Origin of the sequence: Bordetella hinzii LMG 13501, assembly GCF_001548475.1 — a bacterium.
Taxonomy (GTDB): Bacteria; Pseudomonadota; Gammaproteobacteria; order Burkholderiales; family Burkholderiaceae_B; genus Bordetella; species Bordetella hinzii.
Genome location: NZ_LRUJ01000032.1, coordinates 43,264 through 56,815 on the forward strand (window position 1 = coordinate 43,264; position 13,552 = coordinate 56,815).

At 69.5% G+C, this 13,552-nt stretch carries 12 protein-coding genes and 1 pseudogene; 6 read left to right on the forward strand and 7 right to left on the reverse strand.

The window, feature by feature from the left end; genetic code table 11:
- The first annotated feature begins 11 nt into the window (after positions 1-11).
- The gene (locus AXA74_RS18255; RefSeq protein WP_051593968.1) at positions 12-1,664 is read left to right on the forward strand and encodes a thiamine pyrophosphate-binding protein; all 1,653 of its coding nucleotides are present in this window, start codon (positions 12-14) and stop codon (positions 1,662-1,664) included.
- A gap of 61 nt (positions 1,665-1,725) precedes the next feature.
- Here AXA74_RS18255 and AXA74_RS18260 read toward each other — a convergent pair whose 3' ends face one another.
- Entirely contained in the window at positions 1,726-3,099 is a 1,374-nt protein-coding gene (locus AXA74_RS18260) for a DHA2 family efflux MFS transporter permease subunit (RefSeq protein ID WP_080700216.1), read from the reverse strand.
- 128 nt (positions 3,100-3,227) lie between these two features.
- Here AXA74_RS18260 and AXA74_RS18265 point away from each other — a divergent pair, with 128 nt between their 5' ends.
- On the forward strand, positions 3,228-4,088 hold the full coding sequence (locus tag AXA74_RS18265) for a LysR family transcriptional regulator (RefSeq protein ID WP_032979261.1): 861 nt from the start codon (positions 3,228-3,230) through the stop codon (positions 4,086-4,088).
- On the opposite strand, the gene AXA74_RS18270 is transcribed toward AXA74_RS18265, so the two are convergent.
- Genes AXA74_RS18270 through AXA74_RS18285 form a run of 4 tightly spaced genes read right to left on the reverse strand, consistent with a single transcriptional unit; the run spans position 4,085 to position 9,068 of the window.
- Positions 4,085-5,038, reverse strand: coding sequence for a Bug family tripartite tricarboxylate transporter substrate binding protein (locus AXA74_RS18270; RefSeq protein ID WP_032979262.1), 954 nt, complete (start codon positions 5,036-5,038; stop codon positions 4,085-4,087). The genes AXA74_RS18265 and AXA74_RS18270 overlap by 4 nt on opposite strands.
- 54 nt (positions 5,039-5,092) lie before the next feature.
- Entirely contained in the window at positions 5,093-6,301 is a 1,209-nt protein-coding gene (locus AXA74_RS18275) for a CaiB/BaiF CoA transferase family protein (protein ID WP_029581091.1), read from the reverse strand.
- Between the two features lie 59 nt (positions 6,302-6,360).
- Positions 6,361-7,506 carry an FAS1-like dehydratase domain-containing protein gene (locus AXA74_RS18280; RefSeq protein WP_029581090.1) on the reverse strand — a complete coding sequence of 382 codons (1,146 nt, stop codon included), beginning with the start codon at positions 7,504-7,506 and terminating at the stop codon, positions 6,361-6,363.
- A gap of 17 nt (positions 7,507-7,523) precedes the next feature.
- Positions 7,524-9,068, reverse strand: a complete 1,545-nt coding sequence (locus AXA74_RS18285; RefSeq protein ID WP_032979263.1) for an acyl-CoA synthetase — start codon at positions 9,066-9,068, stop codon at positions 7,524-7,526.
- A 162-nt stretch (positions 9,069-9,230) separates the two neighbouring features.
- Between AXA74_RS18285 and AXA74_RS18290 the strand changes: the two genes are divergently transcribed.
- Together AXA74_RS18290 and AXA74_RS18295 are read left to right on the forward strand one after the other, a co-directional pair.
- Positions 9,231-10,013, forward strand: coding sequence for an IclR family transcriptional regulator (locus tag AXA74_RS18290; RefSeq protein WP_029581088.1), 783 nt, complete (start codon positions 9,231-9,233; stop codon positions 10,011-10,013).
- 4 nt (positions 10,014-10,017) lie between these two features.
- Complete coding sequence (locus tag AXA74_RS18295) at positions 10,018-10,443, forward strand: PaaI family thioesterase (RefSeq protein ID WP_032955152.1); 426 nt, start codon at positions 10,018-10,020, stop codon at positions 10,441-10,443.
- On the opposite strand, the gene AXA74_RS18300 is transcribed toward AXA74_RS18295, so the two are convergent.
- Together AXA74_RS18300 and AXA74_RS18305 are read right to left on the reverse strand one after the other, a co-directional pair.
- Positions 10,440-11,669: an MFS transporter gene (locus AXA74_RS18300; protein WP_032955160.1), complete on the reverse strand. Its 1,230-nt coding sequence runs from the start codon at positions 11,667-11,669 to the stop codon at positions 10,440-10,442. The two genes, AXA74_RS18295 and AXA74_RS18300, sit on opposite strands and share 4 nt — an antisense overlap.
- A gap of 69 nt (positions 11,670-11,738) precedes the next feature.
- The gene (locus AXA74_RS18305; protein ID WP_032979264.1) at positions 11,739-12,446 is read right to left on the reverse strand and encodes a glutamine amidotransferase; all 708 of its coding nucleotides are present in this window, start codon (positions 12,444-12,446) and stop codon (positions 11,739-11,741) included.
- 264 nt (positions 12,447-12,710) lie between these two features.
- On the opposite strand from AXA74_RS18305, the gene AXA74_RS18310 reads away from it, so the two are divergent.
- Together AXA74_RS18310 and AXA74_RS18315 are read left to right on the forward strand one after the other, a co-directional pair.
- Positions 12,711-13,286: a BON domain-containing protein gene (locus tag AXA74_RS18310; RefSeq protein ID WP_029581084.1), complete on the forward strand. Its 576-nt coding sequence runs from the start codon at positions 12,711-12,713 to the stop codon at positions 13,284-13,286.
- Positions 13,287-13,324: 38 nt separating this feature from the next.
- Positions 13,325-13,552 (forward strand): annotated as a pseudogene (locus AXA74_RS18315) (hypothetical protein); the annotation flags it as partial.

Consider the following 13,552-nt stretch of genomic DNA (forward strand, 5'->3'; position numbering starts at 1 on the left):
CCGAGCCCAGAATGCGGTCCATCTCTTTTGCCCTGCGCCCCGCCATGCTCCAGACTTCTTCGCACGCCTTGCTCAACGTCCTTGCCGCCAACGGCGTGGACCGCGTTTTTCTCGTCCCCGGGGAGAGCTATCTCGGCATCCTGGATGCCCTGGTGGATTTCCCGGGCATCGACACCGTGACCTGCCGGCATGAGGGCGGGGCCGGGTATATGGCCGTGGCCGATGCGCGGCTGACCGGCCGCCCCGGAGTGGCCCTGGTCAGCCGGGGCCCGGGCATGAGCAACGCCGCCATCGCGGTGCATACGGCGCAGCAGGATGCCGTGCCCCTCATCATGGTGGTGGGCCAGGTGGCCAAGAAGGATTTGCGGCGCGAAGCCTTCCAGGAGATCGACTACCAGAAAATGTTCGGGGATATCGCCAAATGGGTCTTCGAGCCCACCGAGCCGGCGCAATTGGCCGAGGCGGCGTTCAAGGCCGTGCGCATGGCGACCTCGGGCACGCCGGGGCCGGTCGTGCTGGTCATTCCCGAGGACATCCAGCAGCAGGAGGCCGCGCAGCCTGCCTGGCGGGCGGTGCCCCATGCGGCCAGCCTGCCCGACGCCGCGGCCATGGATGCCCTGGTGCATGACCTGACGCGGGCGCGGCGTCCGCTGCTGATCGCCGGCGGCGCCCTGGAGGCCGGGCAGGGCCGCGAGGCGCTGTTGGCGCTGGCGCAGGCCTGGTCCCTGCCGGTGGCGGTGTCCTTCCGCCGCCATGACCTCTTTCCGAACACGCATCCGCAGTATGTCGGCGAACTGGGCCTGGCCAATCCGGCCGCGCAGATCGCCGCGTTCGAGGAGGCGGATTTTATCCTGGCGCTGGGCACCCGCCTGGGCGATATCCCGACCCAGGGCTATGCTTTTCCGGCGCTGCCCAGGCCGGCTCAGACCTTGGCGCATTGCTACCCCGACCCGCATATCGTCGGCCTGAACCATGCCGCCGACCATGGCCTGGTCTGCAGCCCGCAGGCGCTGGCGCGCGCCCTGGCCGGGCGGGCCGGGCAGGCGCCGGCCGACCGGCAGGCCTGGATCGCCCGCTTGCGCGGCTTGCACGAGGCGCGCGCGGCCTGGCCCGATCGCGTCCCGCAGGACGGCGTGGATTTCACGGCCGTGGTGCGCAGCGTCGCGCGCCAGGCGCCGGCCGACCTCGCCGTCTGCCTGGACGCGGGCACGTTTGCCGCGCCGGTCTATCGGCATTTTCCTTTTGTGCCTGCGCAGCGCCTGATGTCGCCGATCGCCGGGGCCATGGGCTATGGCGTGCCCGCGGCCCTCGCCACGGCCCTGCGCGGGCGGCGCGCGGTCTGTATGGTGGGAGACGGCGGCCTGTTGATGACGGGCAATGAAATGATCCTGGCGGCGCAGCGCCGCCTGCCCATCCTGTTCATTCTCTCCAACAATGGCAGCTATGCGTCCATCCGCATCCACCAGGAGCGGCACTACCCCGGCCGCGTGAGCGGCACCACGCTGTCGAATCCGGATTTCATGGCGCTGGCGCGCGCCTACGGCATGCCTGCGCAGCGCATCACGCAGGCCGCGCAGATCGATGCGGCCATTGCGCAGGGGCTGCGCGCCGAGGGACCGGTATTCATCGAGGTGGCGAGCAGCCTGGCCAGCGTACTGCCCTGATGGCGCCCCAGGCCTGCCATGCCCGCCTTGAACGCTGGCGCGTTACCGTGGCGGCGGGCGCTCACGCCGCCTGCGGCGTGAGTCTGGCCGGGGTGTCGATGCGGCGGAACACCAGGGCGGAGGCCAGCGTGACCGCGCCGGTGACGGCGAAGGCGATGCGGAAGGCGTTGGCGGCATCGCCGCCGGCGGCGAACAGCGAGACCAGGCCGCCGCCGATGGTCACGCCCAGGCCGATGGCCAGCATCTGCACCATGGAGAACAGGCTGTTGCCGCTGCCGGCGTCGCGGGGCGGCAGGCCCTTGAGCGTCACGCCGTTCATGGCGGCGAACTGCATGGAGTTGCTGGCGCCGAAGAGGCACAGCACGGCGATTTCCACCCACAGCGGGGTGACGGGCGAGAAAGTGGCGAAGGCCGCGATGGAGGCGCCCACGATGACCGTGTTCCAGATCAGGAAGCTGGTGTAGCCGTAGCGCTTGAGCAGGGGGGCGATCCAGCTCTTGGCGATGGCCCCGGACACGGCGGCCGGCAGCAGCATCAGGCCGGAGTGCAGGGGGCTGTAGCCCAGCTGCAATTGCATCAGCAGCGGCAGCAGAAAGGGCACGGCGCTCGAACCGATGCGACAGACCAGGTTGCCCGCCAGCCCGACGCTGAAGTTGGGCGCCTGGAACAGGCTGAGACGAAAGAGCGGATCGGGGTGGCGCCGCGCATGCCAGATATAGGCCGCCACGGACAGCAGGCTCAGGGCCAGCAGCAGGCCGGCGGTGAGCAGGCGGTTCGAAGACGCCGGACCTTCCAGCGCCAGCGAAAAACTCACCATGCACAGCGATAGCAGGACGCCGCCCAGCCAGTCGAAGCGAGGCGCATCCGGCAGGCTGTCGTCGGGCAGGTATTTCCATACCGCCACCAGGCCGATGGCGCCGACGGGCACGTTGATCAGGAAGATGGTGTGCCAGGTCATGGATTGCACGAACCAGCCGCCCAGGGTGGGCCCGACGATGGGACCGACCTGGCCGGCGATGGAAATCATGGCCAGCGCGGCCACATAGGCCTCGCCGCGGATGGCGCGCAGCACGGCCAGGCGGCCCACCGGCAGCAGCATGGCGCCGCCCACGCCTTGCACCACGCGCGCGGCGACCAATTGCGGCAGGGATTGCGACAGGGCGCAGAAGATCGATCCCAGCACGAACAGCAGGATGGAGACAAAATAGACCCGGCGTGAGCCGAAACGGTCGGACAGCCAGCCCGAGGCCGGGGTGAGCAGGGCCATGGTCAAGGTGTAGGCCACCACCACGGGATGCATCTCCAAGGCCGACACGCCCAGGCTGCCGGCCATCGACGGCAAGGCCGTGTTGATGATGGTGGTATCGAGCGCCTGCATGAAAAAACCGCCTGCTACGGTCCATAGCATGGCGGTGTGAGCGGAAGACTTGGGCATGAACAACAGGGGTCCTGAAGACGGGCAAAGCACGTGGCGCCGTGCGGTATTGCCATTCTAGTGAGCGATGGTCTATCGGGATATCCGTTAGGTACACTTACTGCTATCGAAATTCTCGATGATCCCCCATGCTCAACCCTGTCTGGCTGCATACCTTTGCGACGGTGGCCGCGTCGCACAGCTTCTCGGCCGCCGGCCGGGCGCTGGGCCTGACCCAGTCCACGGTCAGCGAGCACATCCGCCGCCTGGAAAGCACGGTGGGGCGGCGCCTGTTCACGCGCGACACCCATACGGTGGCCCTCACGCCCGACGGCGAAGCCATGCTTGTCCATGCGCGGGTCATCCTGGAGGCCATGGCCCATGCGGAGTCGCAGTTCCGCTCGCCGCGGCTGCGCGGCCGGGTGCGGCTGGGCTGTTCCGACGATATTGCCCTGGGCCCCTTGCCGGGCATCCTGGCCGCCTTCCGCAATGCCCATCCGGACGTGGAGCTGCAGATCACCATCGCCATGACGGGCAGGCTGTATGAATTGCTGGACGCCGGCGCCATCGACCTGCTGGTGGGCAAGCGGCGGCTGGGCGATACGCGCGGCACGCGGCTGTTCACCAGCCATCTGCAATGGATCGCGCGCAGCGGCACCGAGGTGGATCTGGGCCAGCCGTTGCCCCTGGTGCTGGCGGCCGAGCCCAGCGTGACGCGCTCGGTGGTGCTCGACGCCCTGGCCGTGGCCGGCGCCAGCTGGCGCATCGTGTGCACCAGCAGCTCGCTGGCCGGCAGCAGCGCGGCCGCCCGCGGCGGCCTGGGGCTGACCGTGAGGCCGCAATTCATGAGCGGGCGCGGGCTGGCGCCGCCGGTCAATGCCGCGCGGCTGCCGTCCTTGCCCGACGTGGAGTTCGTCACCCTGGGGGCGGCCCGCCTGAGCCGTCCGGCCGAGACCCTGCTGCAGATCCTGCGCGACAGCGAGCTGCGCGGCGACTGGGCGACGGTCTAATCGGCCTTCAGGCCCGCCTCTTCGATCAACGGCCCCCATTTCTTGCGCTCGCTCTGCGCGAAGGCGGCCAGCTCTCCCGGCGAGCCGCCGGCCGGTTCATGGCCCAGTTCCAGCAGGCGCTTGCGCACCTCGGGCCGCTCCAGGATGCGGGCGAGCTGTCCGTTCAAGGTCTTGATGACGGCCGGTGGCGTGCCGTGCGGGGCGAAGAGCGCGTTCCAGGCGATGACCTGGAAGCCCGTCACGCCTTCGCTGGCCGCCGCCGGCACGCCGGGCAGCAATTCGCTGGGCTTGAGCGAGGTGACGGCCAGGGGCTTGAGCTTGCCGCTGTCGATGAAGGAGCGCGCGGCGCTGATGGTGTCGATGCCCAGGGCCACGCGGCCGCCGAGCAGGTCGGTCATCGCCGTGGCCGAACCTTTGTAGGGGATGCCGGAGATGCGGGTGGTGCTTTGCTTTTCCAGCAATTCGAGGACCAGGCGGGCGGTCGTGCTGGGCAGGCCGACGTCCACGCTGTCGGGCTTGGCGCGCGAGGCCTTGAGCAAGTCTTGCAGATTGCGATAGGGCGAGCCGGCTGGCGCGAGAAAGACCATGGGAAAGGAGCTGACCAGCATGACCGGGTCGAAGTCTTTCTCCGGATTGAAGTTCAGGTTGCTGTAGAGGAATTGATTCAGGACATGGGTGGCGTTGGTGCCCATGACCAGCGTGTAGCCGTCGGGCGCGGCGCGCGCGACTTCGGAGGCGCCGATGTTGCCGCCGGCGCCCGGGCGGTTCTCGATCACAAAACTCTGGCCCAGCGCGCGGGCCAGGTGCTCGGCCAGAAAGCGCGTGGCGACATCCGTGCCCTGGCCGGCCTGGTAGGGCACGATCACGCGCACGGGACGGCTGGGATAGGTATCGGCCATGGCGGGCCAGGACAGCGTTGCCATACATACCGCGATAAGCAGTCGTTTCATCGGTGTCTCCTGGTGGATATAGGCTTGTTGTTGTGTGTGCCTGCCGCCGCGCGCTCAGGGAGCGCGTGGCAGCACGCCGCTGTCGCGCAGCCGCGCGATGCGTTCGGGGCCCAAGCCGGCCTCGGTCAAGATTTCCTCGGTGTGTTCGGCGTAGCGCGGCGGCGCGCCGCCGGGGCGGCCGGGCGTGCGCGCCAAGGCGACCGGCGGGCCGATGCCGTGATAGTCCCGCGCATGGACGCGCATATCGGCCGCATGCGCCTGCTCGAAAGCTTCCGGCACGGTATTGACCGGACCGGCAGGCACGCCGGCGCGCATCAGCTCCTGGCATAGCGCCTGGCGTTCGCGCATGGCCAGCGCGCCCTCGATGGCCGCGCGCAAGCTGTCGCGGTGGGCCAGGCGGGCGGCGTTGCTGGCGTAGCGCGCATCGTCCTTCAGCGCATGCAGGCCCAGGCATTCGCAGAAGCGCCGGAACTGCCTGTCGTTGACGATGCCCAGGAAGACCAGGCCGTCGCGGCAGGCGAATTTGTCGTAGGGCGCGATATTGGGGTGGGCGCTGCCCAGCAGGCCAGGCGCCTTGCCCGAATGCATCCAGTTGGCGGCATGCGGCACGAGCAGGCTCAGCGCGCTGCGAAACAAGGTGGCTTCGACGCGCTGGCCGCGTCCGCTGGCGGCGCGCTCGAACAGGGCCATGAGAATGCCGGACATGGCGGTGTAGCCGGTCAGGTGGTCGACGATGGGCACGCCGATGCGGGTCGGGCCGCTGTCCGGTTCGCCATTGACGCTCATCAGGCCGCACATGGCCTGCAGGATGGCGTCATAGCCGGGCAGGCCGCCCAGGGGGCCGCCGGCGCCGAAGCCCGAAATGGCGCAATAGACCAGGCGTGGAAAGCGCGGGCGCAGCACGGTCTCGTAATCCAGCTGCCAGCGCGCCATGGTGCCCGGCAGGAAGTTCTCGACCAGCACGTCGGCGTTGTGCAGCAGGGCCAGCAGCAGCTCGCGGCCCTCGGGATGGGCCAAGTCCAGCGCGAGCGCGCGCTTGCCGCGGTTGACGGCGCTGAAATAGGCGGCGTCGCCGGTGGCGGTGAAGGGCGGGCCCAGGCCGCGGGTTTCGTCGCCGGCAGGCGGCTCTATCTTGATGACATCGGCGCCATGGTCGGCCAGCATCTGCGTGCACAGCGGCCCGGCCAGTACGCGGGACAGGTCGATGACGCGCACGCCCGCCAGGGCGCCCTGGCGGGAGGGGTGTTCGGAAGCATCGGGCATGGCCGCTACCTCACGGAGTCGTGCCCCGGCCGGCGGGCCGGGACGGTCAAGGGAGGCGCTCAGCCGCGCGAGGGCAGTTCGACCACGCCGGTGCCCAGCACCGAGAGTTCGTCGTCCTGGTTGCGGGCCTCCTGTTCGATCTCGACCAGATGCTTGCCGTCCTCGATGTACTTGCGCTTGACCCGCCCCTTGAAGAACAGCATGTCGCCCTCCGGATTGTGGCGGCGGATCTTGCAATGCGATTTGCGCAGGAAACCGTCGTCGCCCATCCAGTTGGTGAGGTGATGGGTCAGCCAGGAATTGCGCTCGGGGCCATAGTCGTAGGCGCCAGGCGCGCCCACTTCAAGGGCGAAGTCTTCTTCCCAGTGCACGCGCTCGGGCACGTCCGGGATGCCGAAGCGGTTGGTGATGCCCACGCCGGGGTGGGCGTCGATCAGCTGCCAGGCCAGCTTGTTGGCGCGGATATACAGGCCGCCCCAGCCTTGGGCGAAGGCGATGAAGCCGGTGACGGTCATCGGGCCCTTGAAGAGCACGGGCAGTTCTTCGCCCTCGGTCACGTCCTCCCAGTAGCGCGTGCGCGCGCCGCGCACGTCTTCGTGGGCGTAGAGCTTGTAGGCCTCGCGGATCTCTTCGGGGGTGTAGCGGCGCGGTTCGCGCGCGCGCACTTCTTTGTACTTGCTGCCTTGTTCGCGGGCGTGGTCGCGCTCGGTGCGGAAGCACCAGCTGTCGGCCTCGGCCACTTTGTCGCCCTGCTGGTTGAAGAAGTCCACGTGGTAGATCTGCTGCACGGCGCGGCCGGCAAAGCGGGTCTCGTGTTCGATGAGGTCCTTCAGATAGGCTTCGGTGGAGATGACGTCGTTGCGCCGCACGGGCTGGTGCCAGGTCCAGTCGGCGCCCGACCACATGGCGTGCACGCCGGGCAGGCCGCCCACATAGCCCGAGACGATGCGGCTGGTGGAGAACAGGAAGCTGGGCAGGGCGATGATGCCGCCGTGGCGGGTGTTGGCGGCGTACTCGGGATCGCACCACAGCGGGTTGTCGTCGCCGATGCCATGGGCGTAGTGGCGGATGTTGTCGCGCGTGGCCTCGTAGCACCACGGTTCGGCGGTGGCGCCTATCTTCTGGCCGATACGCGCGCGCAGTTCGTCCAGGCCGCGCTCGGTGATCTTGGGAAAGCTTCGGGGGGGTTGCGTCTGGGTCAGCATGATGTCTCCGTGGGTTGTTATGCGGGCAGCGCGGCTTCGCGCAGTTTCTTGCGGTGTATCTTTCCGGCCGGCGTCTTGGGCAGCTCGGCCACGAAGACGACCTGGCGCGGATATTCGTGCTGGCTCAACTGTCCACGCACGAGATCCTGGATCTCCTGGACGAAGGCCTCGCTGCCGTCGCGCCGGGCGACCACATAGGCCTTGACCACCTGCCCGCGCAGTTCGTCGGGCACGCCGATGGCCGCGGCCTCGGTGACGTCGGGATGCTTGAGGATGGCGTCTTCGATCTCGACCGCGCTCATGGTCCAGCCGGCCGAAATGATGACGTCATCGGCGCGGCCGCCATGCCAGAAATAGCCATCGGCGTCGACGCGCCCCAGATCCTTGGTGGCGACCCATGCGCCGCGCCGCCACAGCTTGATCTCGCCGGTGACGCCGGGCGGGCAGGGGCGGCCCTCGGCGTCCTGCACCTGCACGCGCAGGCCGGGCACGGGCTTGCCCAGCGAGCCGGGCTTGACGGTGAAATCGGGCGCACCAGGGTAGTTGACCAGGCAGACGCCGATCTCGGTGGTGCCGTACATGCTGCATGCCGGCCGGCCAAACGTGGCCGTGACGAAGTCAGCGGTCTCGCTGTCGATGGGCTCGCCCGTGAAGGACAGCTTGTCGAGGTAATAGCGATAGTGTCCGGCCGCGCCGCTGTTGCGCATCATGCGGTAGTGCGTGGCGGCGGCCGACAGGTTGTTGAAGCGGTGGGCCTGCAGCGCCTGCAGCAGGCGCTCGGCCTGGTATTTGCCGGCATAGGCGCCGATGGTGATGCCCAGGGCCAGCGGCGCCAGCGTGCCGTGCCACAGGCCGTGGCCCCAGGCGGGCGAGGACGGGCACATGAAACGGTCGCCCGGGCGCAGGCCGCTGCCGTAGAGGGCGGCCATCATCAGCGTGACGATGGCCCGGTGGCTGTGGCGCACGGCCTCGGGCAATTCGCGCGTCGTGCCGGAGGTGTACTGGAAGATGGCCAGGTCGTCGGCGCGGGTGGCCACGGTGTAGTGCGCCGGATAGCCGGCCAGCGAGGGCAGGAAACCCCCGTCGGCCACTTCGACGTCCAGGCCGGGCAGCGCGGGCACCAGCGGCGCCTTCTCGGCATTGGTGATCAGCAGGCGCGGGCGGCAGTCCTCGATGCGCAGGCGGATGCCGTCCGGCCCGAAGAGCGTGAACAGCGGCACGGCGATGGCGCCCATCTTGATGGCGCCGAACAGCGCGACGTAGAACTCGCGCGAGGGCTCCAGCATGACGGCGACGCGGTCGCCGGGCTCCACGCCGCGGGCGGCCAGGGCATGGGCGAAACGCGAGGAATCGCGCGCCAATTCAGCGAAGCCGATGGTCTCGTCCTGGCCGTTGGCGCGCACCAGGATGACGGCGGGGCGGCCGCTGCCGGCATGGCGGTCGATGCATTCGTGGGCGATGTTCATGCGCTCGCTGTCGCCGTCGAACAGGGCCCACAGTTTTTCGGGCGAGCAATGCGCCTGGGCGTCGGCGTAAGAGAGGTAATCCGTCAACTGGGTCATGACGCCTTGTCTCCTCGTGTTGTTGGATCACACTTTGCGCGCCCACTATAAAATTGTCAATAGCGTTCATGAATTGTCTATGTACAATTATAGAGAGGCGACGAATGCCGCCGCGGTCAAAAGCGTCGTATGCTTGCCGTCGATAGAAGGAGACAGCCCCCCATGAATGCAAGCGAGTCGAAAGAAGGTCCGCGCCTGCGGCAAGTGCCCGCCGTCACGCGCGCCATCGCCATCCTCAGGCTGCTGGGCCGCGGCGGGGAGCCGCGCACCTTGAAGGCGATCTCGGAGGAGCTGGACATGGTCACCAGCACCTGCCTGCACATCCTGCGTGTCCTGGCCGACGAGGGTCTGGTCAAGGTCGATGCCGCCAAGCGCTACAGCCTGGGCGTGGGCATGCTGGCGCTGGCGCGCAGCGTGATCGAGAGCAATCCCTTTCCGGCGCTGGTGCAGCCCGTGCTCGACCGGCTGGCCAACGAAGCCGGCGTCACGGCCATCGGCGTGGAGGTCACGGGCCTTGAGCACATGGTGGTCGTGGCCCTGTCGCGCTCGCGCGCGCCGTTTCGCCTGCATGTCGATGTGGGCAGCCGCTTTCCGGCGCTCATCAGCGCCACCGGCCGCCTGGTGGCGGCCTATTCGGAGGTGGGCGATGGCGAGATCGAGCGCCGATTCAAGGCCTTGCGCTGGGACCAGCCGCCCGATATCGAGGCCTGGCGGCGCGAGGTCGAGAACGTGCGGCGCAAGGGCTACAGCATCGACCGCGGCAACTACATCAATGGCGTGGCGCTGGTGGCCGTGCCGGTGCTCGACCGGCATGGACGGCTGACCCATACGCTGGTGGCCGCCGCGCTGGCCAACCAGCTCAGCGCGGCGCGGGCGCCCGCGCTGGCCAAGGAACTGCAGGCCGAGGCCGCGGCGCTCTCGGAGCTGCTGGCGGCCAGGAGCTGAGCGCATGGACAAGAACCTGACTCACGACATGCTGCGCGAAGCCGGCTGGGGCGAGCGCCGCGGCATGGGTTTTTCGGCCCTGGTCGGGCCGCTGTGGAGCCGGCGCGAGGGCGATGGCTGGGCCTATGGCCTGCTGACCGGCGAACAGCATGCCAACCAGGCCGGCCTGGTGCATGGCGGGCTGCTGGCCACGCTGATGGACCAGGCCCTGAGCGCCGTGGCCTGGGAGGCCTTGCAGCGCCAGCCCTGCGTGACCGTGCAGCTGGACACCCACTACCTGGCCGCTGCCCGTCCCGGGCAGTTCCTGGAAGCGCGCGGCACGGTCCTGCGCGCCACCAGCAGCCTGGTGTTCGTGCAGGGCGATATCCGCGTGGGCGCGGCCGTGATGGCCAGCGGCCAGGCCGTGCTCAAGCGCGTGCGCCGCGCTTAGGGCCGCGCGCCGGCCGTGGGCAGGGGGCCGCGCGGGCCGGCCAGGTAGGCAGCAAGCATCTGCACCAGGCCGGCGGCGATGCCCAGGCCGGCGCCGATCTGCCAGGCCAGGGTATAGCTGTGCAGCAGGTCGTAGGCCAGGCCGCCGCCGATGGCGCCGGCAAAGCTGCCCAGCTGGTGGCTGCAGAAAGCCACGCCGGTCAGCATGGCCTGCCAGCGCAGGCCGAAGGTCTGGGCGATCCAGCCGGTGACCAGGGGCGCCACGCCCAGCCACAGAAAGCCGATCACGGCCGCGAAGACCAGGGTGGTCTCCGGCGTGGGCAGGCTGCGGAAATACCAGATGAAGGTCAGCGAGCGCAGCAGATAGATCAAGCCCAGCAGGGTCTGCTTGTTCCAGCGTCCGCCCGCCCAGCCGAAGAAGAGACTGCCCATGGCGTTGAAGGCGCCGATGGTGGCCAGCGCCTTGGCCGAGAGCATGGGGTCCATGCCGCACAGGTCCAGATAGGAAGGCAGATGGGTGGTCAGGAAGACCAGTTGCATGCCGCAGACGAAATAGGCCACGGCCATGACCACGAAGGGCAGATTCTTCATGGCCATCGACAGCGCCTGGCGGGCGTTCTGTTCGCCGCCGGCCGGCGCGGGCGGGCGCGGCAGGCGGTCCACGCGCCCGGCATGCCAGGCCGCCGGCAGCATGAACAGCGCCAGCACGACGAACGACACCCCGCCCATGCGCCAGTCCCAGGCCTGGGCGACGGCCTGGCCCAGGGGCGCGGCCAGCATGGCGCCCAGGGAGCCGGCGGCCGATACGATGCCCAGCACCAGGCTGCGCATGGCCGGCGGCACCGGACGTACCGAGGCCGCCATGGCCACCGCGCTACCGGTGGCCGCCAGCGCCGCGCCGACCGCGAAACCGGCGCCCAAGAGCACGCCCAGCATGCCTTGCGCGGTGGTGAGCAGCACCATGCCCAGGATGTAGAGCAGCGCGCCGCCCACCATCAAGGGCCGAAAGCCCCAGCGGACGACCAGCGCGCCGGCGAAAGGCTGCAGCACGCCCCAGAAGAGGTTCTGTGTCGAGATCGCGATGGTGAAGTCGCTGACCGAAATGCCCAGGTCTTGCGTGAGCGGCGGCAGGAAGATGCCCAGGCTCTGCCGCAAGCCCATCGCCAGGCTGAGCATGACCGAGGCGCCGATCAGGATGGGCAAGGCGGGACGCAGGGCAGCAGACATGGTCGCGGTTGGCTTGACGAGGACGTGCGCCGCCGGATGGCCGCGCCTGGCGCAGTGTAGCCCGCGGCGCTAGGCCAGCGCCGCGAAGCGCCGCAGCAGTCCCGTGGCCTCGGGCGTGGCGCGCACGCCGCGCAGCAGGCCGTCCACATCCAGGCCCAGGCCGCCCAGGGCCTGGCGCCTGCGCGCGATGCAGTAATGCAGCAGCGAGGGGGTGATCTCGGGATGGAACTGCAGCGACCAGGCGCGCGGGCCGTAGCGCAGGATCTGCCGCGCATCATGGGCGCTGCGGCCCAGCGTCACGGCGCCGGGCGGCGGGCGCAGCACGCTTTGTTCATGGGTGAGCTGGGCGTCGAACTGCGGCGGCAGGGCCGAGAGCAGGGCGTCGTCGGCCGCGCCGGGCAGGCAGTGCACCCGCTGCGTGCCCATTTCGGGACCGTCCGGATGGTAGTCCACGACGCCGCCCAGTGCGTGGGCCATGAGCTGGTGGCCGTAGCACACGCCCAGCACGGGCTTGCCGGCGGCGATGATCCCGCGCAGCCAGGCCGCGGTGCGTTCGCTCCAGTCGAGGCGGTCGGTGACCATTTCCCAGGCGCCGCTGAGGATGGCGCCGCGGAAGCTGCCCGCCTCGGGCAAGGCCTGGCCCTCATGCGGGCGGACCACGGCCAGCGGCTGGCCGGCCAGCTCGGCGGCGAACCAGGCGGCTTGTTCGCCGGCGTGGCGCACCACATCTTCGGGCGGACGGCCCAATTGGACAATCAACAGCGGCAGGGCTTGCATGGCGGCAGACGATCAGAAAGGTGCCGGCATCATAGCGGGTTTCGGTGGTCCCGGCGGCGCCGCGCCGGGACCACCATGCGCCCGCGAAATCGTAAGCGCCGCCTACGGTTACATCGGCCGCGGGCGGCCGCGCCGGCGGGCGGCCGTAATCTCAAGCACCTCGTAGCCTTCCCTTACTTGCGGCGCGCAACGGCTTCCTACCATGGGAAAGGCAAGCAGAGGCAGCGCGGCCAGGCCGCCGCTGCCGCATGACAGGAGGCGATCATGCAGAAGATTCCATTGCGGCATGGGCCCGGGCTTTCGGCGCAGGCGCGCAGCGATGGCAAGGCCGCCAGCGGCCGGGTCGGCGCGCAGGAGCCCGGCTATGGCCGTCCGCCCGGCGAATGCCCGCCCGAGCTCGGCTATGGCCAGCCCAACCGGCATGGGCCCGAGTACGAAGAGGGCGGACGCTATCCCGGGGCGCGCCTGGACGACAGTCCCGGGGTGCGGGCCTTGGACGAGAACCTGCCTTTGCGCAGCCGCAGCGCCGATCCGGGACAGGGCAGCTATGGCGGGTTTTTCGGTGAAAACCCGGCCGGCCAGCGCCAGGTAATCGACGGCGACGCCCGCGTGGGCGAGATCGTGCGCGAGCAGCTGCGCCACAGCGGTTATGACGTGAGCCAGGTCTCGGTCGATGTCCACCAGGGTTGCGTGCGCCTGGACGGCGTGGTGCCCGACGGCCGCACGCGCCACGGCGTGGAGCACTGCGCCGACACCTGTGTCGGCGTGCGCGATGTGGAAAACCATACCCGGGTGGCGCGGCCCGAGGTGCCGGGCGCGCCGGGTTCGCCGCGCCATTAAGCGGACGTGTCCGGATCTTTTCCGTACAGGAGCTGCCAATGACCTTGATCATTGCCGCCCATTACGACAGCTTTGACCAGGCGGGGGCGGCGGCCCGCCAATTGTTCGACCAGGGCTTTCCCGTGGCCGACATGCATACTTTCTATGTCAATCCGCCGGGCGGGCAGGCCCCGCAGCCAAGCGGCGGCGACACGGCCGCCGAGGCGCCGGCCGGCGGCGCCTGGCTGGGCGCGGTGCTGCTTGGCGCGGCGGCGGCTTCGGCTGCG

Bases quoted from the DNA above. Each gene is read 5' to 3' on its own strand.
- AXA74_RS18295 (WP_032955152.1), top strand. From the start codon at position 10,018: ATGGACAAGAACCTGACTCACGACATGCTGCGCGAAGCCGGCTGGGGC.
- AXA74_RS18305 (WP_032979264.1), bottom strand. From the start codon at position 12,446: ATGCAAGCCCTGCCGCTGTTGATTGTCCAATTGGGCCGTCCGCCCGAA.
- AXA74_RS18280 (WP_029581090.1), bottom strand. From the start codon at position 7,506: ATGCTGACCCAGACGCAACCCCCCCGAAGCTTTCCCAAGATCACCGAG.
- AXA74_RS18275 (WP_029581091.1), bottom strand. From the start codon at position 6,301: ATGCCCGATGCTTCCGAACACCCCTCCCGCCAGGGCGCCCTGGCGGGC.
- AXA74_RS18290 (WP_029581088.1), top strand. From the start codon at position 9,231: ATGAATGCAAGCGAGTCGAAAGAAGGTCCGCGCCTGCGGCAAGTGCCC.
- AXA74_RS18260 (WP_080700216.1), bottom strand. From the start codon at position 3,099: ATGCCCAAGTCTTCCGCTCACACCGCCATGCTATGGACCGTAGCAGGC.
- AXA74_RS18300 (WP_032955160.1), bottom strand. From the start codon at position 11,669: ATGTCTGCTGCCCTGCGTCCCGCCTTGCCCATCCTGATCGGCGCCTCG.
- AXA74_RS18270 (WP_032979262.1), bottom strand. From the start codon at position 5,038: ATGAAACGACTGCTTATCGCGGTATGTATGGCAACGCTGTCCTGGCCC.
- AXA74_RS18310 (WP_029581084.1), top strand. From the start codon at position 12,711: ATGCAGAAGATTCCATTGCGGCATGGGCCCGGGCTTTCGGCGCAGGCG.
- AXA74_RS18285 (WP_032979263.1), bottom strand. From the start codon at position 9,068: ATGACCCAGTTGACGGATTACCTCTCTTACGCCGACGCCCAGGCGCAT.
- AXA74_RS18265 (WP_032979261.1), top strand. From the start codon at position 3,228: ATGCTCAACCCTGTCTGGCTGCATACCTTTGCGACGGTGGCCGCGTCG.
- AXA74_RS18255 (WP_051593968.1), top strand. From the start codon at position 12: ATGCGGTCCATCTCTTTTGCCCTGCGCCCCGCCATGCTCCAGACTTCT.